The following is a 14,824-nucleotide window of genomic DNA, read 5'->3' on the forward strand; positions in this document are numbered from 1 at the left end:
CGTACGACCTGCCGAAGAGCCGGCCGGGCCCTCCCCGGCGGGACGGCCCGGTGCCGGGAGGCCCGCCGCGCCGGCTCGGCCACGGACACCCGATCGGACCAATTGATCTGGGGGCGGTACCCCCCTCAGGGGATGGTGGGAAAACGGCTTCGTCTCCGTTCGTGTGACAGAAGGGCTCCCCATGGCGACTCTGTGCCGACCTGCAGTGTCCGTGCCCGAGCATGTGATCACCATGGAGCAGACGCTCGACCTGGCGCGCACACTCCACGCCGACCACCCGCAACTCCCGCTCGCCCTGCGGCTGATCGAGAACACCGGCGTGGCGAAGCGCCATCTCCTCCAGCCGATCGAGGAGACCCTGCGCCACCCCGGACTCGAAGCACGCAACGCGCTCTACGAGAGCGAGGCCAAGGCCCGGGTGCCCGCCGTCATCCTGGAGGCCCTCGCCGACGCCCGTCTGCGGCCCGCGGACATCGACGTCATCATCTACGTCTCCTGCACCGGGTTCATGATGCCGTCCCTCACGGCATGGCTGATCAACACCATGGGCTTCAAGAGCGAGGCCCGTCAGATACCCATAGCCCAGCTGGGCTGCGCCGCCGGCGGCGCAGCCGTCAACCGCGCCCACGACTTCTGCCAGGCCTACCCGGAGGCCAACGCGCTCATCGTGGCCTGCGAGTTCTGCTCCCTCTGCTACCAGCCCACGGATCTGACCGTCGGCAACCTGCTGTGCAACGGCCTGTTCGGGGACGGCATCGCCGCCGCCGTGGTCCGAGGGCAGGGCGGCGAGGGCATCAGCCTGGAGCGCAACGGCTCCTACCTGGTCCCCGGCACCGAGGACTGGATCGCCTACAACGTACGGGCGACCGGATTCCACTTCCAGCTGGACAAGCGGGTGCCCGGCACCATGGAGGCGCTCGCACCGGTCCTGGAGGCGCTGACCAAGGAGCACGGCTGGCGCGCATCGGACCTCGACTTCTACGTCATCCACGCCGGCGGCCCGCGCATCCTGGACGACCTCAGCACCTTCCTCGGCGTACCCCCCGAAGCCTTCCGCTACAGCCGTGCCACGCTCACCGAGTACGGCAACATCGCCAGCGCCGTCGTCCTCGACGCGCTGCGCCGGCTCTTCGACGACGGCGGCGCCCCGGAGCTGGGCCGAGGGCTGCTCGCCGGCTTCGGCCCGGGCATCACCGCGGAGATGTCGTTGGGCCACTGGACCACCGCCCGCCCCACGCCCTCCACGGGAGACGCCCAGTGACCAGTGAGACCACCACCACGACCGAGGTTCCGCCGATCCGGTACTGGCCGGCCGCGGAGCTGACCGGCGTGGACTTCGACCCCGTCCTCGCGGACCTGATGCGCGAGGGCCCCCTCACCCGCATCCGGCTGCCCCACGGCCAGGGCTGGGCCTGGATGGTCTCCCGCTACGACGACGTCCGCACGGTGACCAACGACGCCCGCTTCAGCCGCGAGGCGGTCCTCGAACGAGACGTCACCCGGCTCGCCCCGCACTTCATCCCGAGCAAGGAAGCCGTCGGGATGCAGGACCCCCCGAACCACACCCGGATGCGCCGGGCCGTGGCGCCGGCGTTCACGGGCCGCGGTGTGGAACGCCTGCGTGAGCGCGCCCAGCACATGCTCGACGAACGCGTCGACGCCCTGTTGCGCGAGGGCCCGCCCGCCGACCTCACCGAGGGACTGCTCGCGCCCTTCCCGCTGGCCGTCATCTGCGAGCTCATGGGGGTCGCGGCCGCCGACCACCCGCGGATGCACGAGTGGACGGCGCTGATCCTGTCCTCCGCCAAGGGTGCGGACCGCAGCGAGCAGGCCAAGAAGGCGATGTCCGGCTACTTCCGGGAGCAGATCCGTCGGCGCGGCAGCAGTGGGGGAGAGGACGTCGTCGGCCTCCTCGCGGCCGCGGTGGACCGCGGCGAGGTCACGGAGGCGGAGGCCGTGGGCCTCGCCCTGCTCATCCAGATCGGCGGCGAAGCGGTCACCAACAACTGCGGCAACATGGTGTACCTGCTGCTCACCCACCCCGAGCACCTGGCCCGGCTGCGCGCCGAACCCGCACTGCGCCCACGCGCCATCGAGGAACTCCTGCGCTACATCCCCCACCGCAACTCGGTGGGCCTGTCCCGCATCGCCACCGAGGACGTCCTCCTGAACGGCGTCCGTATCGCCGCCGGGGACGCCATCTACGTCTCCTACCTCGCCGCCAACCGCGATCCCGAGGTCTTCCCCGATCCCGATCGTCTCGACTTCGACCGCAACCCCAACCCCCACGTGGCCTTCGGGCACGGGCCGCACTTCTGCGTCGGCGCCATGCTGGCCAGGCTGGAGACCGAGCTCCTGATCACGGCCGTCGTGGACCGCTTCCCCGGGCTGCGGTTCGCCGTCCCCGTGGAGGAACTGCGCTGGCGGCCCGGCGCCCTCATCCGTGGCCCCGAAGCCCTCCCGGTGACCTGGTGACCTCGGACCACGTCCGGACCGCGGACGGCCTCCTGGTGCCGACCGGCCACGGGCGCACCCTGCGCACCCCGGCACAGCAGGTGACCTTCAAGGTCACGGGCGCGCACTCACAGGTGGCTTCGAGCTTCGAGGTCGTGGTGCCGCCCGGCTTCGACGTCGGAGCCCATGTGCACCGGCGCAGCGAGGAGCTCTTCTACCTCCTGGAGGGCGAACTCGACGTCCTCGCCTTCGAACCGAAGGTACGCACCCCCGACGGCTGGCAGCACTGGGAGTCGGCCTCCGGCCGCCGCAGCGTACGCGCCACGCCCGGCACCGTCATCGTCGTGCCTCCCGGCTGCCCGCACGCCTTCGCCAACCGGGGCGACAAGCCCGCGAAGATGTTCTTCCAGGCCTCGCCACCGCCCGACCACGAGCGCTACTTCGAGGAACTTCTCGCGCTCCTCGACTCCGGTGGCGCCCCCGACCATGCCGCCATCGCGGCCCTGCGGGCCCGCTACGACATCGAGCAGCTCACACCCCTGCGCCACGACGGGCGGCCTGCTGCCGCTCGTTGAGACGCAGGGGCGTGCGGTGCTTCTTCGGCGTTACGTCCGCTTCTCTTCGACGTCGTGTCCGCGCTCAGTCCTTGCCGAGGATGCGGCGGATGTCCTCGGCGTTCCCGCGGTGCGCGGCGAGTTGCTTCTCGCGCTCCTCGAGGAAGGCGGTGCCGAGTTCCTCGCGCCGTTCCATGGCGACGTTCTCGCGGGCGTCGTTGAGGATGGTGCGCTCTTCCTCGTCCGTGTGGTGGGCGATGGCCTCGACGAGCTGCTCCAGCTTCTCGTCCCACTCGTCCGAACCGATGTCCTCGACCTCGAGCAGTTCGAGGAGTGCCTTGTTGCCCTCCTCGTGCTCCTCCTCGCCGTGCTCGACCTCTTCGTCGTCGATGTTCTTGTACCGGCGCAGCGCCGGGTACACCTTCGCCTCCTCGGCCAGGGCGTGCGCGATGAGCAGATCGGCGAACTCATTGAGCGCGGCGGCCCGGTCGGCCTCCACGCTGCGCATGTCGCGGAAGAGGTCCTCCATCGTGCGGTGGTCCCGGAGGATCAGTTCGACGACGTCCTTCGTCGGGGACATGGGTTCTGCCTTTCCTGGGCCGGGGCGCGCGGGGGCGGCACGTCGGCCCGGTCGGTCTCGGGTCCGGGGTCTCGACGAGCCGGATACCCCGTGATCGGGATTTTGCCCCTGACGCGATCCGCTCAGGGCGACTCGTCGGACAGCCGTGCGATGAACAGCTCCACCTCGGCGGGGCTGAGGTGGAGGAGCAGGGAGTCCTCGGGGGCGCCGGGCGCGGCAGGGGCGATCACGAGCCGTACGTGCTCGCCGGCCGGTCCCGTGCCCGGGGCGTGGAAGGCCGGGGGCAGGGACGTCCGCCAGGAGATCAGGGCGTCGCGCAGGCGGCCGTGGGTCGAGGAGATGTCGCGGGCGGCCCAGCGAGTGGTGACGGCGTCGAGGCCGTCGGTGCGCTGCGGTCCGGTCCGCGCCGTGGTGTTCGCCATGGCCTCATCCTGGGCGCCCGGCACACGGTCCGCCTCCGGTCCGCAGCAGAGGGAGTAACCGTTCGCAGGGGAGGGGCCGCGGGCGTCGGCCGGCACGGGGCCGGACTTTATGGATGAGTACGGCACGAAAGCGCGGGTACAGAGGAGAAACCCATTGGAATTTCACATCGTGGAAGGAGTGCGGCGTGCTCAGGCCCCACCCGGCGATTCTGGACGCCCTGCTGAACACCTACTCGACGTTGCGCGCCCGGCGCCTGACGGACGACTCCGCCGAGGTCCGTCGTGACCTCGACGACGTCTCGTACACGCTGTGCGTCACCACCGGCACCCGCAGCGTGGAGGCAGCCGTCGAGGCCGCCATGGCCCAACTGGGCAGGACCGTGCACGTCGACACCCCTGACCTGGCCGCCTGACCCCTCCCACCCTCGCCGCGCCGCCGCCCGCCGTCGCCGTACCGGCGCTCGTCGTGCCGCTCGCCCGCACCTGGGCGACGCTGGAAGGGCCACACCGCACGCGAGCGCGCCGGAGGTGTCGATGGAGCCCGTGGAGGCGTTGGAGCGGATCGCCTTTCTGCTGGAGCGGGGCCGCGCACCCACCTACCGGGTGCGCGCCTTCCGTACCGCGGCAGCGGTGGTCGCCGCACTGGCCGAGGGCGAGACCGCGCGTCGCGCCGCCGACGGCTCGCTGGAGTCGCTCAAGGGCATCGGACCCAAGACCGCGGGCGTGGTGCGCGAGGCGCTGGCCGGTGAGGTGCCGGGCTATCTGGAGCGGCTCGAGGGCGAGGCCCGCGAGCCGATCGCCGAGGGCGGCGCCGAGCTGAGGGCGCTGCTGCGCGGCGACTGCCATCTGCACTCCGACTGGTCGGACGGCGGCAGCCCCATCGAGGAGATGGGCCGGGCGGCGCAGGAGATCGGGCACGAGTGGGCCGTGCTCACCGACCACTCGCCGCGGCTGACCATCGCCCGCGGCCTGTCACCGGAACGGCTGCGCGAACAACTGGACGTGGTGGCCGCGCTCAACGAACGCTGGGCGCCCTTCCGGCTGCTCACCGGCATCGAGTGCGACATCCTCGACGACGGCTCCCTCGACCAGGAGCCGGAGCTGCTCGACCGGTTGGACGTGGTGGTCGTGTCCGTGCACTCCAAGCTGCGCATGGACGCGGCGGCGATGACGCGCCGCATGGTCACCGCGGTCAGCGATCCCCGGGCCGACATCCTCGGTCACTGCACGGGGCGCATCGTCGCCGGGCGCGGCAGGCCGGAGTCGCAGTTCGACGCCGACGAGGTGTTCGCCGCGTGCGCGGCCGCGGAGACGGCGGTGGAGATCAACAGCCGCCCCGAACGGCTCGACCCGCCACGGCGGTTGCTGCGCCGGGCCGTGGCCGCCGGGGTGCTGTTCTCCGTGGACACCGACGCGCACGCGCCCGGCCAGCTGGACTGGCAGATCATCGGGTGCGCGCGGGCCGAGGAGTGCGCGGTGCCCGCCGAGCGTGTGGTGACCACCTGGTCGGCGGAGGAGCTCACGGCGTGGACGCGGCGGAGCCGGGCCAGGTCCTGAGACGCAGGGGCGTGCCGCGGGCCTCGCCTCAGTCGCCGCTCTCCAGTACCGAAAGCACGCGGTCCGGCGTGAGCGGCAGTTCGCGCAGCCGTACGCCGATCGCGTGGTGCACCGCGTTGCCGATGGCCGCGGCCGTCCCGACGATGCCGATCTCGCCGATGCCCTTGCTGCCCATGGGGTTGAGGTGGGGATCGTCCTCGTCGATCCAGTGCGCCTCGATCTCCGGCACGTCGGCATGGGCCGGCACGTGGTACGAGGCCAGGTCGGACTCCGTGAAGTCACCGAACGCCGCGTCCATCGTGCTGCCCTCGGTCAGCGCCATCCCCAGGCCCATCGTCATGCCGCCGATGAACTGGGAGCGGGCCGTACGGGCGTTGAGGATGCGGCCGGCGGCGTAGACACCGAGGAGGCGGCGCACCCGTACCTCGCCCGTCACCCGGTCGACGGTGACCTCGGCGAAGTGGGCGCCGAACGCGTGCCGGGCGTAGTCGCTGTCGGCGTCGGCGGTGCCCGCCGTGTCCGCGGAGGCGCCGACGCCCTCGGGAGGAAGCTGCTGCCCCTGTTGTCCGGAGAGCCGCTCGGCCAGGCGTGCGCACGCCTCGTGCACGGCCCAGCCCCAGGAGGCGGTGCCCATGGAACCGCCGGCCAGCGGCGCCGCGGGCAGGTCACTGCTGCCGATCTCGGTGCGCACCCGCTCCACGGGGACGCCGAGCGCGTCCGCGGCGACCTGGGCGAGCACGGTGCGGGCGCCCGTGCCGATGTCGGTGGCGTTGATCCGGACCACGTAGCTGCCGTCCGGGTAGGCGTGGGCGGCGGCCCGGGACGGCGAGGCGTTGAACGGATACGTCGCCGCGGCGACCCCGCTGCCCACCAGGAGAGGTCCCTCGGTCCGGGAGCGCGGACGCGGGTCGCGCCCGGCCCAGCCGAAGCGGTGGGCTCCCTCACGCAGACACTCGGCGAGATGGCGGCTGCTGAACGGCCGGCCGCTGTCGGGTTCCTTGTCGGTGTCGTTGCGCAGCCGCAGTTCGACGGGGTCGACGCCGACCGCGTCGGCCAGCTCGTCCATCGCCGACTCCAGCGCGTACATGCCGGGGGCCTCGCCCGGCGCCCGCATCCACGACGGGCTCGGCACGTCGAGCGGCACCACGCGGTGGGTGGTGCGGCCGTGCGCGGAGGGGTACATGACGCGCGTCGCGGCGGCGCCGGTCTCCATGAACTCCTTGAGACGCGAGGTGTGCGCGGTCACCTCGTGGATGACGGAGGTGAGCGTGCCGTCCTCCTCGGCGGCCAGCCGCATCCGGTGCAGCGTGGGGGAGCGGTGCCCGACGACGGCCGGCAACTGCCGCCGGGGGAGGGCGAGCTTCACCGGCCTGCCGGTGACCCGGGCGGCCATCGCGGCGAGCACCACGTGCGGCCGTGGCGTGCCCTTGGAGCCGAAGCCGCCGCCGACGTGTTCGGAGACGACCGTGATCTGGTCCTTGGACAGCTCGAACAGGCCGGCCAGGACGTCGCGGACGGTGGTGGCGCCCTGGCTGGAGTCGTGCACGGTCAGGTGCCCGTCCTGCCAGTGTGCGGTCGCCGCGTGCGGCTCCATGGGGTGGTTGTGCAGCGGCGGCACCCGGTAGTCGACGTCGACACGCACCGGCGCGGCCTCGAACGCCGCCTCGGCGTCGCCCCGTACGTGCTCTCCCGACGTGCCATCGGAGTCCTCCGGCACGTAGGCGCCCGGGTGGTCGGTGCGCAGGGTGACGTCGTGCGCCTTCTCGGCATAGCTGACGCGGACCGCCGCGGCACCCTCGCGCGCGGCCTCCAGGCTGTCCGCGACGACGAGCGCGACGTACCAGCCGCGGTGCGGGACATGCGCGTCCTGCAGCACCGCGAGGGTCGCGTCGTCCGGCTCGGCCAGACGCGGCGCGTTCAGATGGCTGAGCACGCCGACGACGCCGGGCAGCGCCAGGGCCGCCGCGTCGTCGAGGGCCGTGACCTCACCGCTCGCCACCGTGGCCGGCACCGGCCAGGCGTAGGCGCACCCCTCGGGCGAGTGCTCGGCGGCGTAGCGGGCGGTCCCGGTCACCTTGTCGGGACCTTCCCTGCGCTCGGCGGGCGCCCCGAGAGCACTGACGGTGTCCGGCATGGGTTCTCCCTGAAGACGTGAGGGGGCGGGTCAGGACGCGGTGCGGGAGGCGGCCAGGCGCCGCAGCACGTCGACGGCGATGTTGCGGGCCAGCGGCACCTTGAAGGCGTTCTCCGGCAGCGGCTCGGCGGCGGCGAGCTCGGCGTCGACGGCCCGCAGGAACGCCTCGTCCGTGGGCGCGTCCCCCAGCAGCTCCTCCTCGGCACGCCGGGCGCGCCAGGGCCGGTGCGCCAGGCCGCCGAACGCGATCCGCACCTGGCGTACGACGGCGTCGTCGATGTCGAGCACCACCGCGACGGAGGCGAGGGCGAAGGCGTACGAGGCGCGGTCGCGCGCCTTGCGGTAGGCCGAGGGGACGCCCGCGGTCGCGGGTGGGAGCACGACGCCGGTGATGAGCTCGCCGTGCGTGATCTCGGTGTCCTGCTCGGGACGGTCGCCGGGCAGCCGGTGGAACTCGGTGGCGGGCAGCGTCCGCGACCCCCGGGTGCCCCGCAGTTCGACCTGAGCGTCGAGCGCGGCGAGCGCGACGGCCATGTCGGAGGGGTGGGTGGCGATGCACAGCGGGGAGTGGCCGAGGACGGCGTGGTCACGGTGGACGCCGTCGCGCGCCGCGCAGCCGGTACCGGGCTCGCGCTTGTTGCAGGGCTTGCCGAGGTCCTGGAAGTAGGGGCAGCGGGTGCGCTGGAGGAGGTTGCCGCCCGTCGTGGCCACGTTGCGCAGTTGTCCGGAGGCTCCGGAGAGCAGCGCCTGGGCCAGGACGGGATAGCGGTCGCGAACGAGCGGGTGGGCGGCGAGGTCGCTGTTGCGCACGGCGGCGCCGACCCGGACGGATCCGTCGTGGAGCTCCTCGACGGTGTCCAGCGGCAGCCGGCTGACGTCGATCAGCGTCTCGGGGTGCTCGACGCCCAGCTTCATCAGGTCGACGAGGTTGGTCCCGCCGCCGAGGTAGCGGGAGGTGGGGCGGCCGGCGTGGGCCGCGGTCGCCTCGTCGACGCTGTGGGCGCGTACGTACATGAAGGATTTCACCGGGCCACGTCCTCGACGGATTCGACGATGTGGGGATAGGCGCCGCAGCGGCACAGGTTGCCGCTGAGGCGCTCCTTGATCTCGTCCCTGGTCAGCCGTACGGGGGTGCCGTCGGCCGCGGCCGGGTCCGTCACGTACGACGCGCGGCCGTCGGCGGCCTCCGCCAGGGCGCCGACGGCCGAACAGATCTGGCCCGGGGTGCAGTACCCGCACTGGAAGGCGTCCCGTTCCAGGAACGCCCGCTGCAGGGGGTGCCGGCCCTCGCCGTCGTCGGCGCGCAGGCCCTCGACGGTGGTGATCTCGCAGCCCTCGACGGCGACGGCGAGGAGCAGACAGCTGTTGGCGCGGCGCCCGTCGACGAGGACCGTGCAGGCGCCGCACTGGCCGTGATCACAGCCCTTCTTGGCGCCGGTCAGGTCCAGCTGCTCCCGCAGGACGTCCAGCAGGGTCGAACGGTGGTCGACGACGGGGCGCAGGCCCCTGCCGTTCACCGTCATGGGCACTTCCGAATGGAACGCATCGGTTCCCATGGCGCGCTGCTCCCTCGTGCCGAACGTGGTCTGTGACGACATCGTCTGTCCAGCCTGAGTCAGGACACACATTCCGGCATGCCGGGAGTGCGCGGCGGCCCTTCGCCGCAGCGGGGCGTGGCCCCGTCGCCGTAACGGAAGAGTTTTCCCCGTGATTCGCGGGGCAAGCGACTGTTGCAAGGCTGTGTGAACGCACACAGCAAACGACCGCTATTGAGTCACAGCTCTACGGAGGCCCCTCATGCTGAAGGCCATTGCAGACGTTCTCCGAGCCATCGGTGGAGCCATTGCCACGGTGGTCACCCTGCCGTTCCGCGCCATTGCGCGGCTCTTCGGAGGTGCTTCCGACAGCGCTCACGGCCACCACTGACGGGCATTACGGCCGCAACTGAAGGGCCAGAACACGGTCCATCACCTACGGGCCATGGGAAGGGGGCCGGAGCAATCGCTCCGGCCCCCTTCCCATGGCCTACTTCTCTTGGCCTTTAAGCCGTTCCTTCGTCGTGCCCTTTGTGCTGTTCCCTTTGAACCGCCGATGTCACCGGTTCGCTCACCGATTCCGCTGACTTCTACCAGTAGTGCTTGCGCCCGCCCACCGAGTGTCCGACAGCCCCGAGAACCCAAAGGACCGCACCGATGACCAGAAGTGCGACGCCGATGGTCCAGAGAATGGAGATGCCTGTCAGCAGGCCGATGACGAGCAGAATGACGCCGAGTGCGATCATGGATCCTCCGACCCTGAGAACTTTTCTTAGTGTACTCCCGACGGGTGAAATCCGTCAGGTGGATGAATGCCGCTGTCAAAGCCACGGGTGCGGTTCCGAACGCCCGCCACCCCGTGGCCCTGATGTGTCGTGCCTAAGGAAACCGCCGTGGCGGAATCAGTGGCCCGGACCGCTGTAATAGCCGCCGAGCTGGTCGCGGTAGGCGGGGTCGCCCAAGTGCTTTTCCTTGTCGAACTCCGGGGCGTTCTTGATCTGCTCCTTGCTGCGAGAGACCAGGATCCGCCGCGCTTCGTGATCGATGGCGGTCACGGTGCTCGCGGGGAGCAGGACCTCCTTGCCGAAGATCCAGACGCCGGTGTCCACGACGATGTACTGGTTGGCGACCTCGTTCGAGTGCTTGTCGACCTTGCCGATGTGCCCGTCCGTGGCCTCGACCTTGTAGCCCGTCAGATCCGCGTCGGGGCCGTGGCCGGCGGTCGGAACGTAGCTCCACATTTCGTTGCTCACGCAGGACTCCCTGATTGACACCTGAAACACGCGGCATTGGAATGCCGGAAGCGGCGCGGAATTGATCGGCCGCTTCGATCCATCGGGTGTCCTGTCAAAGCGCGGTCAAACAAGAAAGACTCGATTTTCCTGACGCGCGCCGGTGCGCTGTCCGGACGCCGTCGCAGCGCCGCCGGAACCCCGCCCAAAATCGCTGGCGGCGCCGGGGCCGTACGGGCGAACATGGCGCGCATGAGCGACCAACCAGAGCGCTGGACCCGGGCCACCGTCTACACCGACATGTGGGCGGACCCCGCCGACGACCCCCGCGACAGCGACGGGGCAAGCCCGGACGGTGAGCTGGCGACGCTGCAGGACTACCTGGTGAGCTACCGCCTGACCCTGCGGATGAAGTGCGAGGGCCTGGACCCGGAGCAGTTGGCCCGTCGCTCGGTGCCGCCGTCGACGATGTCGCTGCTCGGTCTGGTGCGGCACCTCGCCGAGGTGGAGCGGGACTGGCGCAACTGGATCACCGAGGACGACCCGCTGCCGAAGCTGTACGGGCGGCGGGGCGCCGACTTCGACGAGGTGGTCGCCGAACAGGCCGAGGTCGACGCGGCGTTCGCGGACCTGGCGCGTGAACAGGACGAGCTGGACGCAGCGCTGGCCGGGCACCAGGACCTGGGGGAGCGGCTGGGCAAGGAGGAGGTCTCGGTCCGGGAGCTGTGGGTGCACCGGATCGAGGAGTACGCCCGGCACTGCGGCCACGCCGACCTGTTGCGCGAGTGCGTGGACGGACGGGTGGGGCAGTGACGGGCGCGGTGTGACGGGTGGGGCAGTGACGGGCGCGGTGTGACGGGTGGGGCGTGACGGGCGGAGAGGGCAGCCCCGCCTCTGGCGCGTGGGGCGAAGGCGCCCCCGCCCATTGCGGGTTGTGGTCGCCGCCGTTCTAGCGGGCCGTGGCGGGCGCGTCGTCCCAGGCCAGTGAGGCCATCCGCCAGCCGGCGGGGGTGCGCAGGTACTGCGTGGTCTTGTGGCCGGACCCTTCGAACGGCTCGCCGTTGTGGCGGCCGGACTTGCGGTACTCGCTGAACCGGTGGGCGACCGAACCGAAGATCTCGGTGCGCGCGGAGACCTCCCACTCGGTGAACTCCGTCAGGGTGCCGTCGGTGAGCATCTTCTGCCGGGGCTCGATGAACGCGTCGAGGTCGTAGAAGACGGGCTCGTCGCCGACGTTCGCGATGATCCGGCCCTGCGGGACGAAGATGTCGCGGATGGTGTCGAGATCCGGCTGCCTGCCGTCGGTGTTGGTGAAGGCGTCCATGAACACGCCCATGAGCCGGTCGAGTTCACGCTGGACACCGGCGGTCGATCCCACCCCTGACGCCGCCCCGCCCCCTGCGCTCGCCCCTTCACCGGCCGGCGGCCACTCCTCGGCGAGAACCGACCAGACCTCGCTGTCCTGCCGCGCCCCGCGATAGGGATAGCGCTGCCGCAGGACACCCTCGCGGGTCATGCCGAGCCGCCGGGCGACCTCGATGCTGCGCGTGTTGCCCGTGGCGACCCACCACTCGACGCGGCTCATCCCGCGCTCCCCGAAGGCCCAGTCGATCAGCACGCGGCAGGCCCGCGTCACCAGACCTCGGCCCTCACCGGCCGGTTCCGTCCAGCAGCCGACCTCGCAGTACCCGGAGTCGGTCTCGAAGCGGGGGAACATGACGCCGCCGACCAGCGTGCCTTCCAGCCAGATGCCGAAGATCCGGCCGGTGTCCGCGGCATGACGGTCGGCGTAGCGCTGCAGGGTGGCCCTGGCCGATGCGAGGTCGGTGCTGAAGGTCGCCCAGGGGATCCACGGGTCGACGGTGGCCCGGGCGCGGTCGATGTGGGCGAGGAACTCCGGTGCCTGCCACGGCTCCAGGGGGCGGAGCAGGGCGTGGTCGCCGTCGTCGAGCGGCAGAGTGAACATGGGCATGCGCCCTCCTGGGACGACCGGGTCCGGCGCGGGACTGCGGGACCGGTGCGAGTACGGGACGGTTGGGGACCGGACCGGTGGGGCGGACCCGGGTGGTGCGCGACAAGTGTTCGGTACCGTGGATAACAAGTGTTCGGTACTGTGCGTAACACGTGTTCGGTACGTAAGGTAGCACCATGCCACCCGCACCCGGAGACCGTGAAGCCCGCCGCAAGGATGTGTCCGAGGCGGTGTGGCGGGTCCTCGCCGACAAGGGCTTCGGCGGCCTGACGCTGCGCGCCGTCGCCGCCGAGATGGACGTCTCGACCGGCATGCTGATGCACTACTTCCCGACCAAGCGGGCCCTCGTCACGCACGCACTGGACCTGCTGGAGAAGCGCACCGCGGACCGCCCCCGCCGCGCTCGGCCCGCCGAGGGCCTCGCGACCGTACGGGTCATGCTCCTCGACATCCTGCCGCTGACCCCGGACGACACCGCCCGCAACCGTGTCTGGGTCAGCTCCTGGGATCTCTCCCTCGCCGACGAGCAGTTGGCCGCGGAGCAGGCCGACCGCTACACGCGGCTGCGCGCGATGATCCGCCCCCACCTGGCCGCCGCCCGCGACCTCGGCGAGCTGCCCGCCGACGCCGATCCGGAACAACTCGCCGCCACCGCGGTGGCGTTCACCCATGGCCTCGTCGTCCAGGCGCTCTTCGACCCCGCCCGGTTCCCGGAGGACGTGCAGACCGCCCTGCTCGACGGCTTCCTCACGTCGATCGCCGTCGCCGCGCACTGAACCGACCGACCCCGCCCGGCCTCCCCCCGGTCCCGTACGGCAAACGCCCGTCCCACCGGACCGAGGTGGTCCGGCGGGACGGGCGCGGTGGCATGTGTGGGGGGTCCGCATCGGGGCTCGCCGTGGGGGTCAGGTCCCGCGACGCGCCCCGGTGTCGGGGTCGGCGTCAGCCCTTGATGTTGACGTCGATACAGGCGTAGAACGCGTTCGTCGTGTCCGCGATGTTCCACACGGCGAGCACCTTCTGCCGGCCCTTGAGCCCGCCGAAGTCGACCTTGTGCGTGACGGTCTCGCCCGGCTGGGCGCCCCCGTCGTCGACCTCGGCAATCTTGTTGCCGCCGACGAAGTACTGCCAGGTGCTGGTGCTGTGACGGGCCGTCAGCTTCCAGCTGAAGTCCTGGGAGGAGCCGACGTCGGTGACCTGCCAGCCCTTGCTGTCGTCGTCGAGCTCGGCGAACCGCTCGTTGCCGCCGCTGCAGGTCGTCTGGCCCTTGGGCCCTTCGACGCTCTGCGGCTCATGGGTGATGTCGCCGCACTCGACCGTGCCGGCCGCGCACTGCGCCTGCCGGCTCGGCGGTGAGTTGACGTAACCGTGGGCGCCGGCGGGGGAGATGGAGGTCAGGACGAGGACGGGCGCGATGCCCGCACCGATGACCGCCGCCAGTTTCCGCTTCGCGTGCATCTCTGCTCCCTCTGGGGTGGGGGGATGAGGGGGAAGAGGCAACCGGGCGCCTCGGTCGACTCATTGGCCTAGACCTTACTGATTGTCTGAACGCCGTCAACCCTTCAATTGTTCTTCGTGGGGTGGGAGTTGTGTACGGGACCATCCGGCCTCGTGGAGTACGGGGCCTGATGGCTCGTCCCTAACGTGGGTGGAGGCGGGGAACGCGAGGATGGAACGGACCGGTGCGGCCGTACGTTGAGCAGGGCGGGGCCGCACCGTGCGCACCCGGACGGGCAATGAGGGGCGGGGGCGGACGTGTCGCAGCAGAGCCGTTCCGCGCGCGTGGCCGTGTCCGCGCTGTCCTTCGTCGTCACGGTGCTCGCCCTGTTCGTACCGTCCGCCGCGGCGTACGGAACCCCGGCCGATGGGCCGCTCGCGCGGCACACGGTTGCGGCGTACGGAACATCGGCCGACGGGCCGCTGACGCGGCACGCCATGGCGGCGTACGGAACGCCGAGCAACGGACCGCTCACGCGGCCCGCCGTGGTGGCGTACGGAACTCCGGCCGACCGGCCGCTCACGCGGCACACCGTGGCGGCGCACGCCGCGCAGCCGACCGGGCCGCAGGACGTCCCCGCCCTGCACGTCGCCGTCGCACACCGGCCGGACGCGCACGTTCCGGGGCCCAGGCCGGTAGGCCCGCCGCTCACCGCCCTCGACATCGCGCCGCACCGCGCCTTGGGCGGGCCCGACGCCCGCCCCGCTGCCGCGTACGCGCCGATACCGCGGCCCCATGCGGCCGCCGCCCCGCGCGGGCCGCCCCACCGATGAGCACGCAGACCCTCCCCGGCGCCTGACCCGTCGCCTCCGCAGGACGCACCGCAGCCCAGCACGGCATACCGCGCGCGGCGCGTGCCGCACCGCAGCCCCGCACGGCACACCGC

The 14,824-nt window shown here is 71.6% G+C and carries 18 protein-coding genes; 9 read left to right on the top strand and 9 right to left on the bottom strand.

Going from position 1 to position 14,824, the window contains the following annotated elements:
• Nucleotides 1–181: 181 nt before the first annotated feature.
• Genes ACFYO9_RS18155 through ACFYO9_RS18165 form a run of 3 tightly spaced genes read left to right on the top strand, consistent with a single transcriptional unit; the run spans nucleotide 182 to nucleotide 3,029 of the window.
• Complete coding sequence (locus tag ACFYO9_RS18155) at nucleotides 182–1,261, top strand: type III polyketide synthase (RefSeq protein WP_355807024.1); 1,080 nt, start codon at nucleotides 182–184, stop codon at nucleotides 1,259–1,261.
• Nucleotides 1,258–2,475, top strand: a complete 1,218-nt coding sequence (locus tag ACFYO9_RS18160) for a cytochrome P450 (protein WP_358777053.1) — start codon at nucleotides 1,258–1,260, stop codon at nucleotides 2,473–2,475. Before ACFYO9_RS18155 ends, ACFYO9_RS18160 begins: the two co-directional genes overlap by 4 nt.
• On the top strand, nucleotides 2,472–3,029 hold the full coding sequence (locus tag ACFYO9_RS18165; RefSeq protein WP_355807027.1) for a cupin domain-containing protein: 558 nt from the start codon (nucleotides 2,472–2,474) through the stop codon (nucleotides 3,027–3,029). The genes ACFYO9_RS18160 and ACFYO9_RS18165 overlap by 4 nt, the downstream gene beginning before the upstream one ends.
• A 64-nt stretch (nucleotides 3,030–3,093) precedes the next feature.
• Here the strand turns inward: ACFYO9_RS18165 and ACFYO9_RS18170 are convergent, their stop codons facing one another.
• On the bottom strand, nucleotides 3,094–3,588 hold the full coding sequence (locus tag ACFYO9_RS18170; RefSeq protein WP_355807029.1) for a hemerythrin domain-containing protein: 495 nt from the start codon (nucleotides 3,586–3,588) through the stop codon (nucleotides 3,094–3,096).
• A 122-nt stretch (nucleotides 3,589–3,710) separates the two neighbouring features.
• The gene (locus ACFYO9_RS18175) at nucleotides 3,711–4,010 is read right to left on the bottom strand and encodes a hypothetical protein (protein WP_355807031.1); all 300 of its coding nucleotides are present in this window, start codon (nucleotides 4,008–4,010) and stop codon (nucleotides 3,711–3,713) included.
• A gap of 185 nt (nucleotides 4,011–4,195) precedes the next feature.
• Here ACFYO9_RS18175 and ACFYO9_RS18180 point away from each other — a divergent pair, with 185 nt between their 5' ends.
• Nucleotides 4,196–4,423, top strand: a complete 228-nt coding sequence (locus tag ACFYO9_RS18180; protein WP_355807033.1) for a DUF5133 domain-containing protein — start codon at nucleotides 4,196–4,198, stop codon at nucleotides 4,421–4,423.
• A 121-nt stretch (nucleotides 4,424–4,544) separates the two neighbouring features.
• The gene (locus tag ACFYO9_RS18185) at nucleotides 4,545–5,567 is read left to right on the top strand and encodes a PHP domain-containing protein (protein WP_355807035.1); all 1,023 of its coding nucleotides are present in this window, start codon (nucleotides 4,545–4,547) and stop codon (nucleotides 5,565–5,567) included.
• A 28-nt stretch (nucleotides 5,568–5,595) separates the two neighbouring features.
• Here ACFYO9_RS18185 and ACFYO9_RS18190 read toward each other — a convergent pair whose 3' ends face one another.
• The 3 genes from ACFYO9_RS18190 to ACFYO9_RS18200 are packed head-to-tail and all read right to left on the bottom strand — an operon-like array spanning nucleotide 5,596 to nucleotide 9,224.
• The gene (locus ACFYO9_RS18190) at nucleotides 5,596–7,701 is read right to left on the bottom strand and encodes a xanthine dehydrogenase family protein molybdopterin-binding subunit (RefSeq protein ID WP_358777052.1); all 2,106 of its coding nucleotides are present in this window, start codon (nucleotides 7,699–7,701) and stop codon (nucleotides 5,596–5,598) included.
• A gap of 30 nt (nucleotides 7,702–7,731) precedes the next feature.
• On the bottom strand, nucleotides 7,732–8,727 hold the full coding sequence (locus ACFYO9_RS18195) for a xanthine dehydrogenase family protein subunit M (RefSeq protein ID WP_355807038.1): 996 nt from the start codon (nucleotides 8,725–8,727) through the stop codon (nucleotides 7,732–7,734).
• Complete coding sequence (locus tag ACFYO9_RS18200; protein ID WP_358713788.1) at nucleotides 8,724–9,224, bottom strand: 2Fe-2S iron-sulfur cluster-binding protein; 501 nt, start codon at nucleotides 9,222–9,224, stop codon at nucleotides 8,724–8,726. The genes ACFYO9_RS18195 and ACFYO9_RS18200 overlap by 4 nt, the downstream gene beginning before the upstream one ends.
• 274 nt (nucleotides 9,225–9,498) lie before the next feature.
• Between ACFYO9_RS18200 and ACFYO9_RS18205 the strand changes: the two genes are divergently transcribed.
• A complete protein-coding gene (locus ACFYO9_RS18205; protein ID WP_355807042.1) occupies nucleotides 9,499–9,627 on the top strand; it encodes an LPFR motif small protein in 129 nt (42 codons plus the stop codon).
• Nucleotides 9,628–9,826: 199 nt separating this feature from the next.
• On the opposite strand, the gene ACFYO9_RS18210 is transcribed toward ACFYO9_RS18205, so the two are convergent.
• Nucleotides 9,827–9,982, bottom strand: a complete 156-nt coding sequence (locus ACFYO9_RS18210) for a DUF6131 family protein (RefSeq protein WP_355807043.1) — start codon at nucleotides 9,980–9,982, stop codon at nucleotides 9,827–9,829.
• 156 nt (nucleotides 9,983–10,138) lie between these two features.
• On the bottom strand, nucleotides 10,139–10,489 hold the full coding sequence (locus tag ACFYO9_RS18215) for a PRC-barrel domain-containing protein (RefSeq protein WP_355807045.1): 351 nt from the start codon (nucleotides 10,487–10,489) through the stop codon (nucleotides 10,139–10,141).
• Between the two features lie 222 nt (nucleotides 10,490–10,711).
• Here ACFYO9_RS18215 and ACFYO9_RS18220 point away from each other — a divergent pair, with 222 nt between their 5' ends.
• On the top strand, nucleotides 10,712–11,281 hold the full coding sequence (locus ACFYO9_RS18220) for a DinB family protein (RefSeq protein WP_358713752.1): 570 nt from the start codon (nucleotides 10,712–10,714) through the stop codon (nucleotides 11,279–11,281).
• A 136-nt stretch (nucleotides 11,282–11,417) separates the two neighbouring features.
• Here ACFYO9_RS18220 and ACFYO9_RS18225 read toward each other — a convergent pair whose 3' ends face one another.
• Nucleotides 11,418–12,434 carry a GNAT family protein gene (locus ACFYO9_RS18225; protein ID WP_358777075.1) on the bottom strand — a complete coding sequence of 339 codons (1,017 nt, stop codon included), beginning with the start codon at nucleotides 12,432–12,434 and terminating at the stop codon, nucleotides 11,418–11,420.
• A gap of 182 nt (nucleotides 12,435–12,616) precedes the next feature.
• On the opposite strand from ACFYO9_RS18225, the gene ACFYO9_RS18230 reads away from it, so the two are divergent.
• Nucleotides 12,617–13,216 (top strand): TetR/AcrR family transcriptional regulator, encoded by a 600-nt coding sequence (locus ACFYO9_RS18230; protein ID WP_358777050.1) that lies wholly within the window; start codon nucleotides 12,617–12,619, stop codon nucleotides 13,214–13,216.
• Between the two features lie 166 nt (nucleotides 13,217–13,382).
• Here the strand turns inward: ACFYO9_RS18230 and ACFYO9_RS18235 are convergent, their stop codons facing one another.
• Entirely contained in the window at nucleotides 13,383–13,898 is a 516-nt protein-coding gene (locus ACFYO9_RS18235) for a lytic polysaccharide monooxygenase auxiliary activity family 9 protein (protein ID WP_355807051.1), read from the bottom strand.
• Nucleotides 13,899–14,195: 297 nt separating this feature from the next.
• Between ACFYO9_RS18235 and ACFYO9_RS18240 the strand changes: the two genes are divergently transcribed.
• Entirely contained in the window at nucleotides 14,196–14,711 is a 516-nt protein-coding gene (locus tag ACFYO9_RS18240) for a hypothetical protein (RefSeq protein WP_355807053.1), read from the top strand.
• Nucleotides 14,712–14,824: the final 113 nt, after the last annotated feature.

It is taken from the genome of Streptomyces sp. NPDC005863, assembly GCF_042871345.1.
Classification (GTDB): Bacteria; Actinomycetota; Actinomycetes; order Streptomycetales; family Streptomycetaceae; genus Streptomyces.

Coding starts and splice junctions, on each gene's coding strand:
- ACFYO9_RS18210 (WP_355807043.1), bottom strand. CDS start 9,982: ATGATCGCACTCGGCGTCATTCTGCTCGTCATCGGCCTGCTGACAGGC.
- ACFYO9_RS18225 (WP_358777075.1), bottom strand. CDS start 12,434: ATGTTCACTCTGCCGCTCGACGACGGCGACCACGCCCTGCTCCGCCCC.
- ACFYO9_RS18185 (WP_355807035.1), top strand. CDS start 4,545: ATGGAGCCCGTGGAGGCGTTGGAGCGGATCGCCTTTCTGCTGGAGCGG.
- ACFYO9_RS18220 (WP_358713752.1), top strand. CDS start 10,712: ATGGCGCGCATGAGCGACCAACCAGAGCGCTGGACCCGGGCCACCGTC.
- ACFYO9_RS18155 (WP_355807024.1), top strand. CDS start 182: ATGGCGACTCTGTGCCGACCTGCAGTGTCCGTGCCCGAGCATGTGATC.
- ACFYO9_RS18200 (WP_358713788.1), bottom strand. CDS start 9,224: ATGACGGTGAACGGCAGGGGCCTGCGCCCCGTCGTCGACCACCGTTCG.
- ACFYO9_RS18170 (WP_355807029.1), bottom strand. CDS start 3,588: ATGTCCCCGACGAAGGACGTCGTCGAACTGATCCTCCGGGACCACCGC.
- ACFYO9_RS18230 (WP_358777050.1), top strand. CDS start 12,617: ATGCCACCCGCACCCGGAGACCGTGAAGCCCGCCGCAAGGATGTGTCC.
- ACFYO9_RS18205 (WP_355807042.1), top strand. CDS start 9,499: ATGCTGAAGGCCATTGCAGACGTTCTCCGAGCCATCGGTGGAGCCATT.
- ACFYO9_RS18190 (WP_358777052.1), bottom strand. CDS start 7,701: ATGCCGGACACCGTCAGTGCTCTCGGGGCGCCCGCCGAGCGCAGGGAA.
- ACFYO9_RS18235 (WP_355807051.1), bottom strand. CDS start 13,898: ATGCACGCGAAGCGGAAACTGGCGGCGGTCATCGGTGCGGGCATCGCG.
- ACFYO9_RS18175 (WP_355807031.1), bottom strand. CDS start 4,010: ATGGCGAACACCACGGCGCGGACCGGACCGCAGCGCACCGACGGCCTC.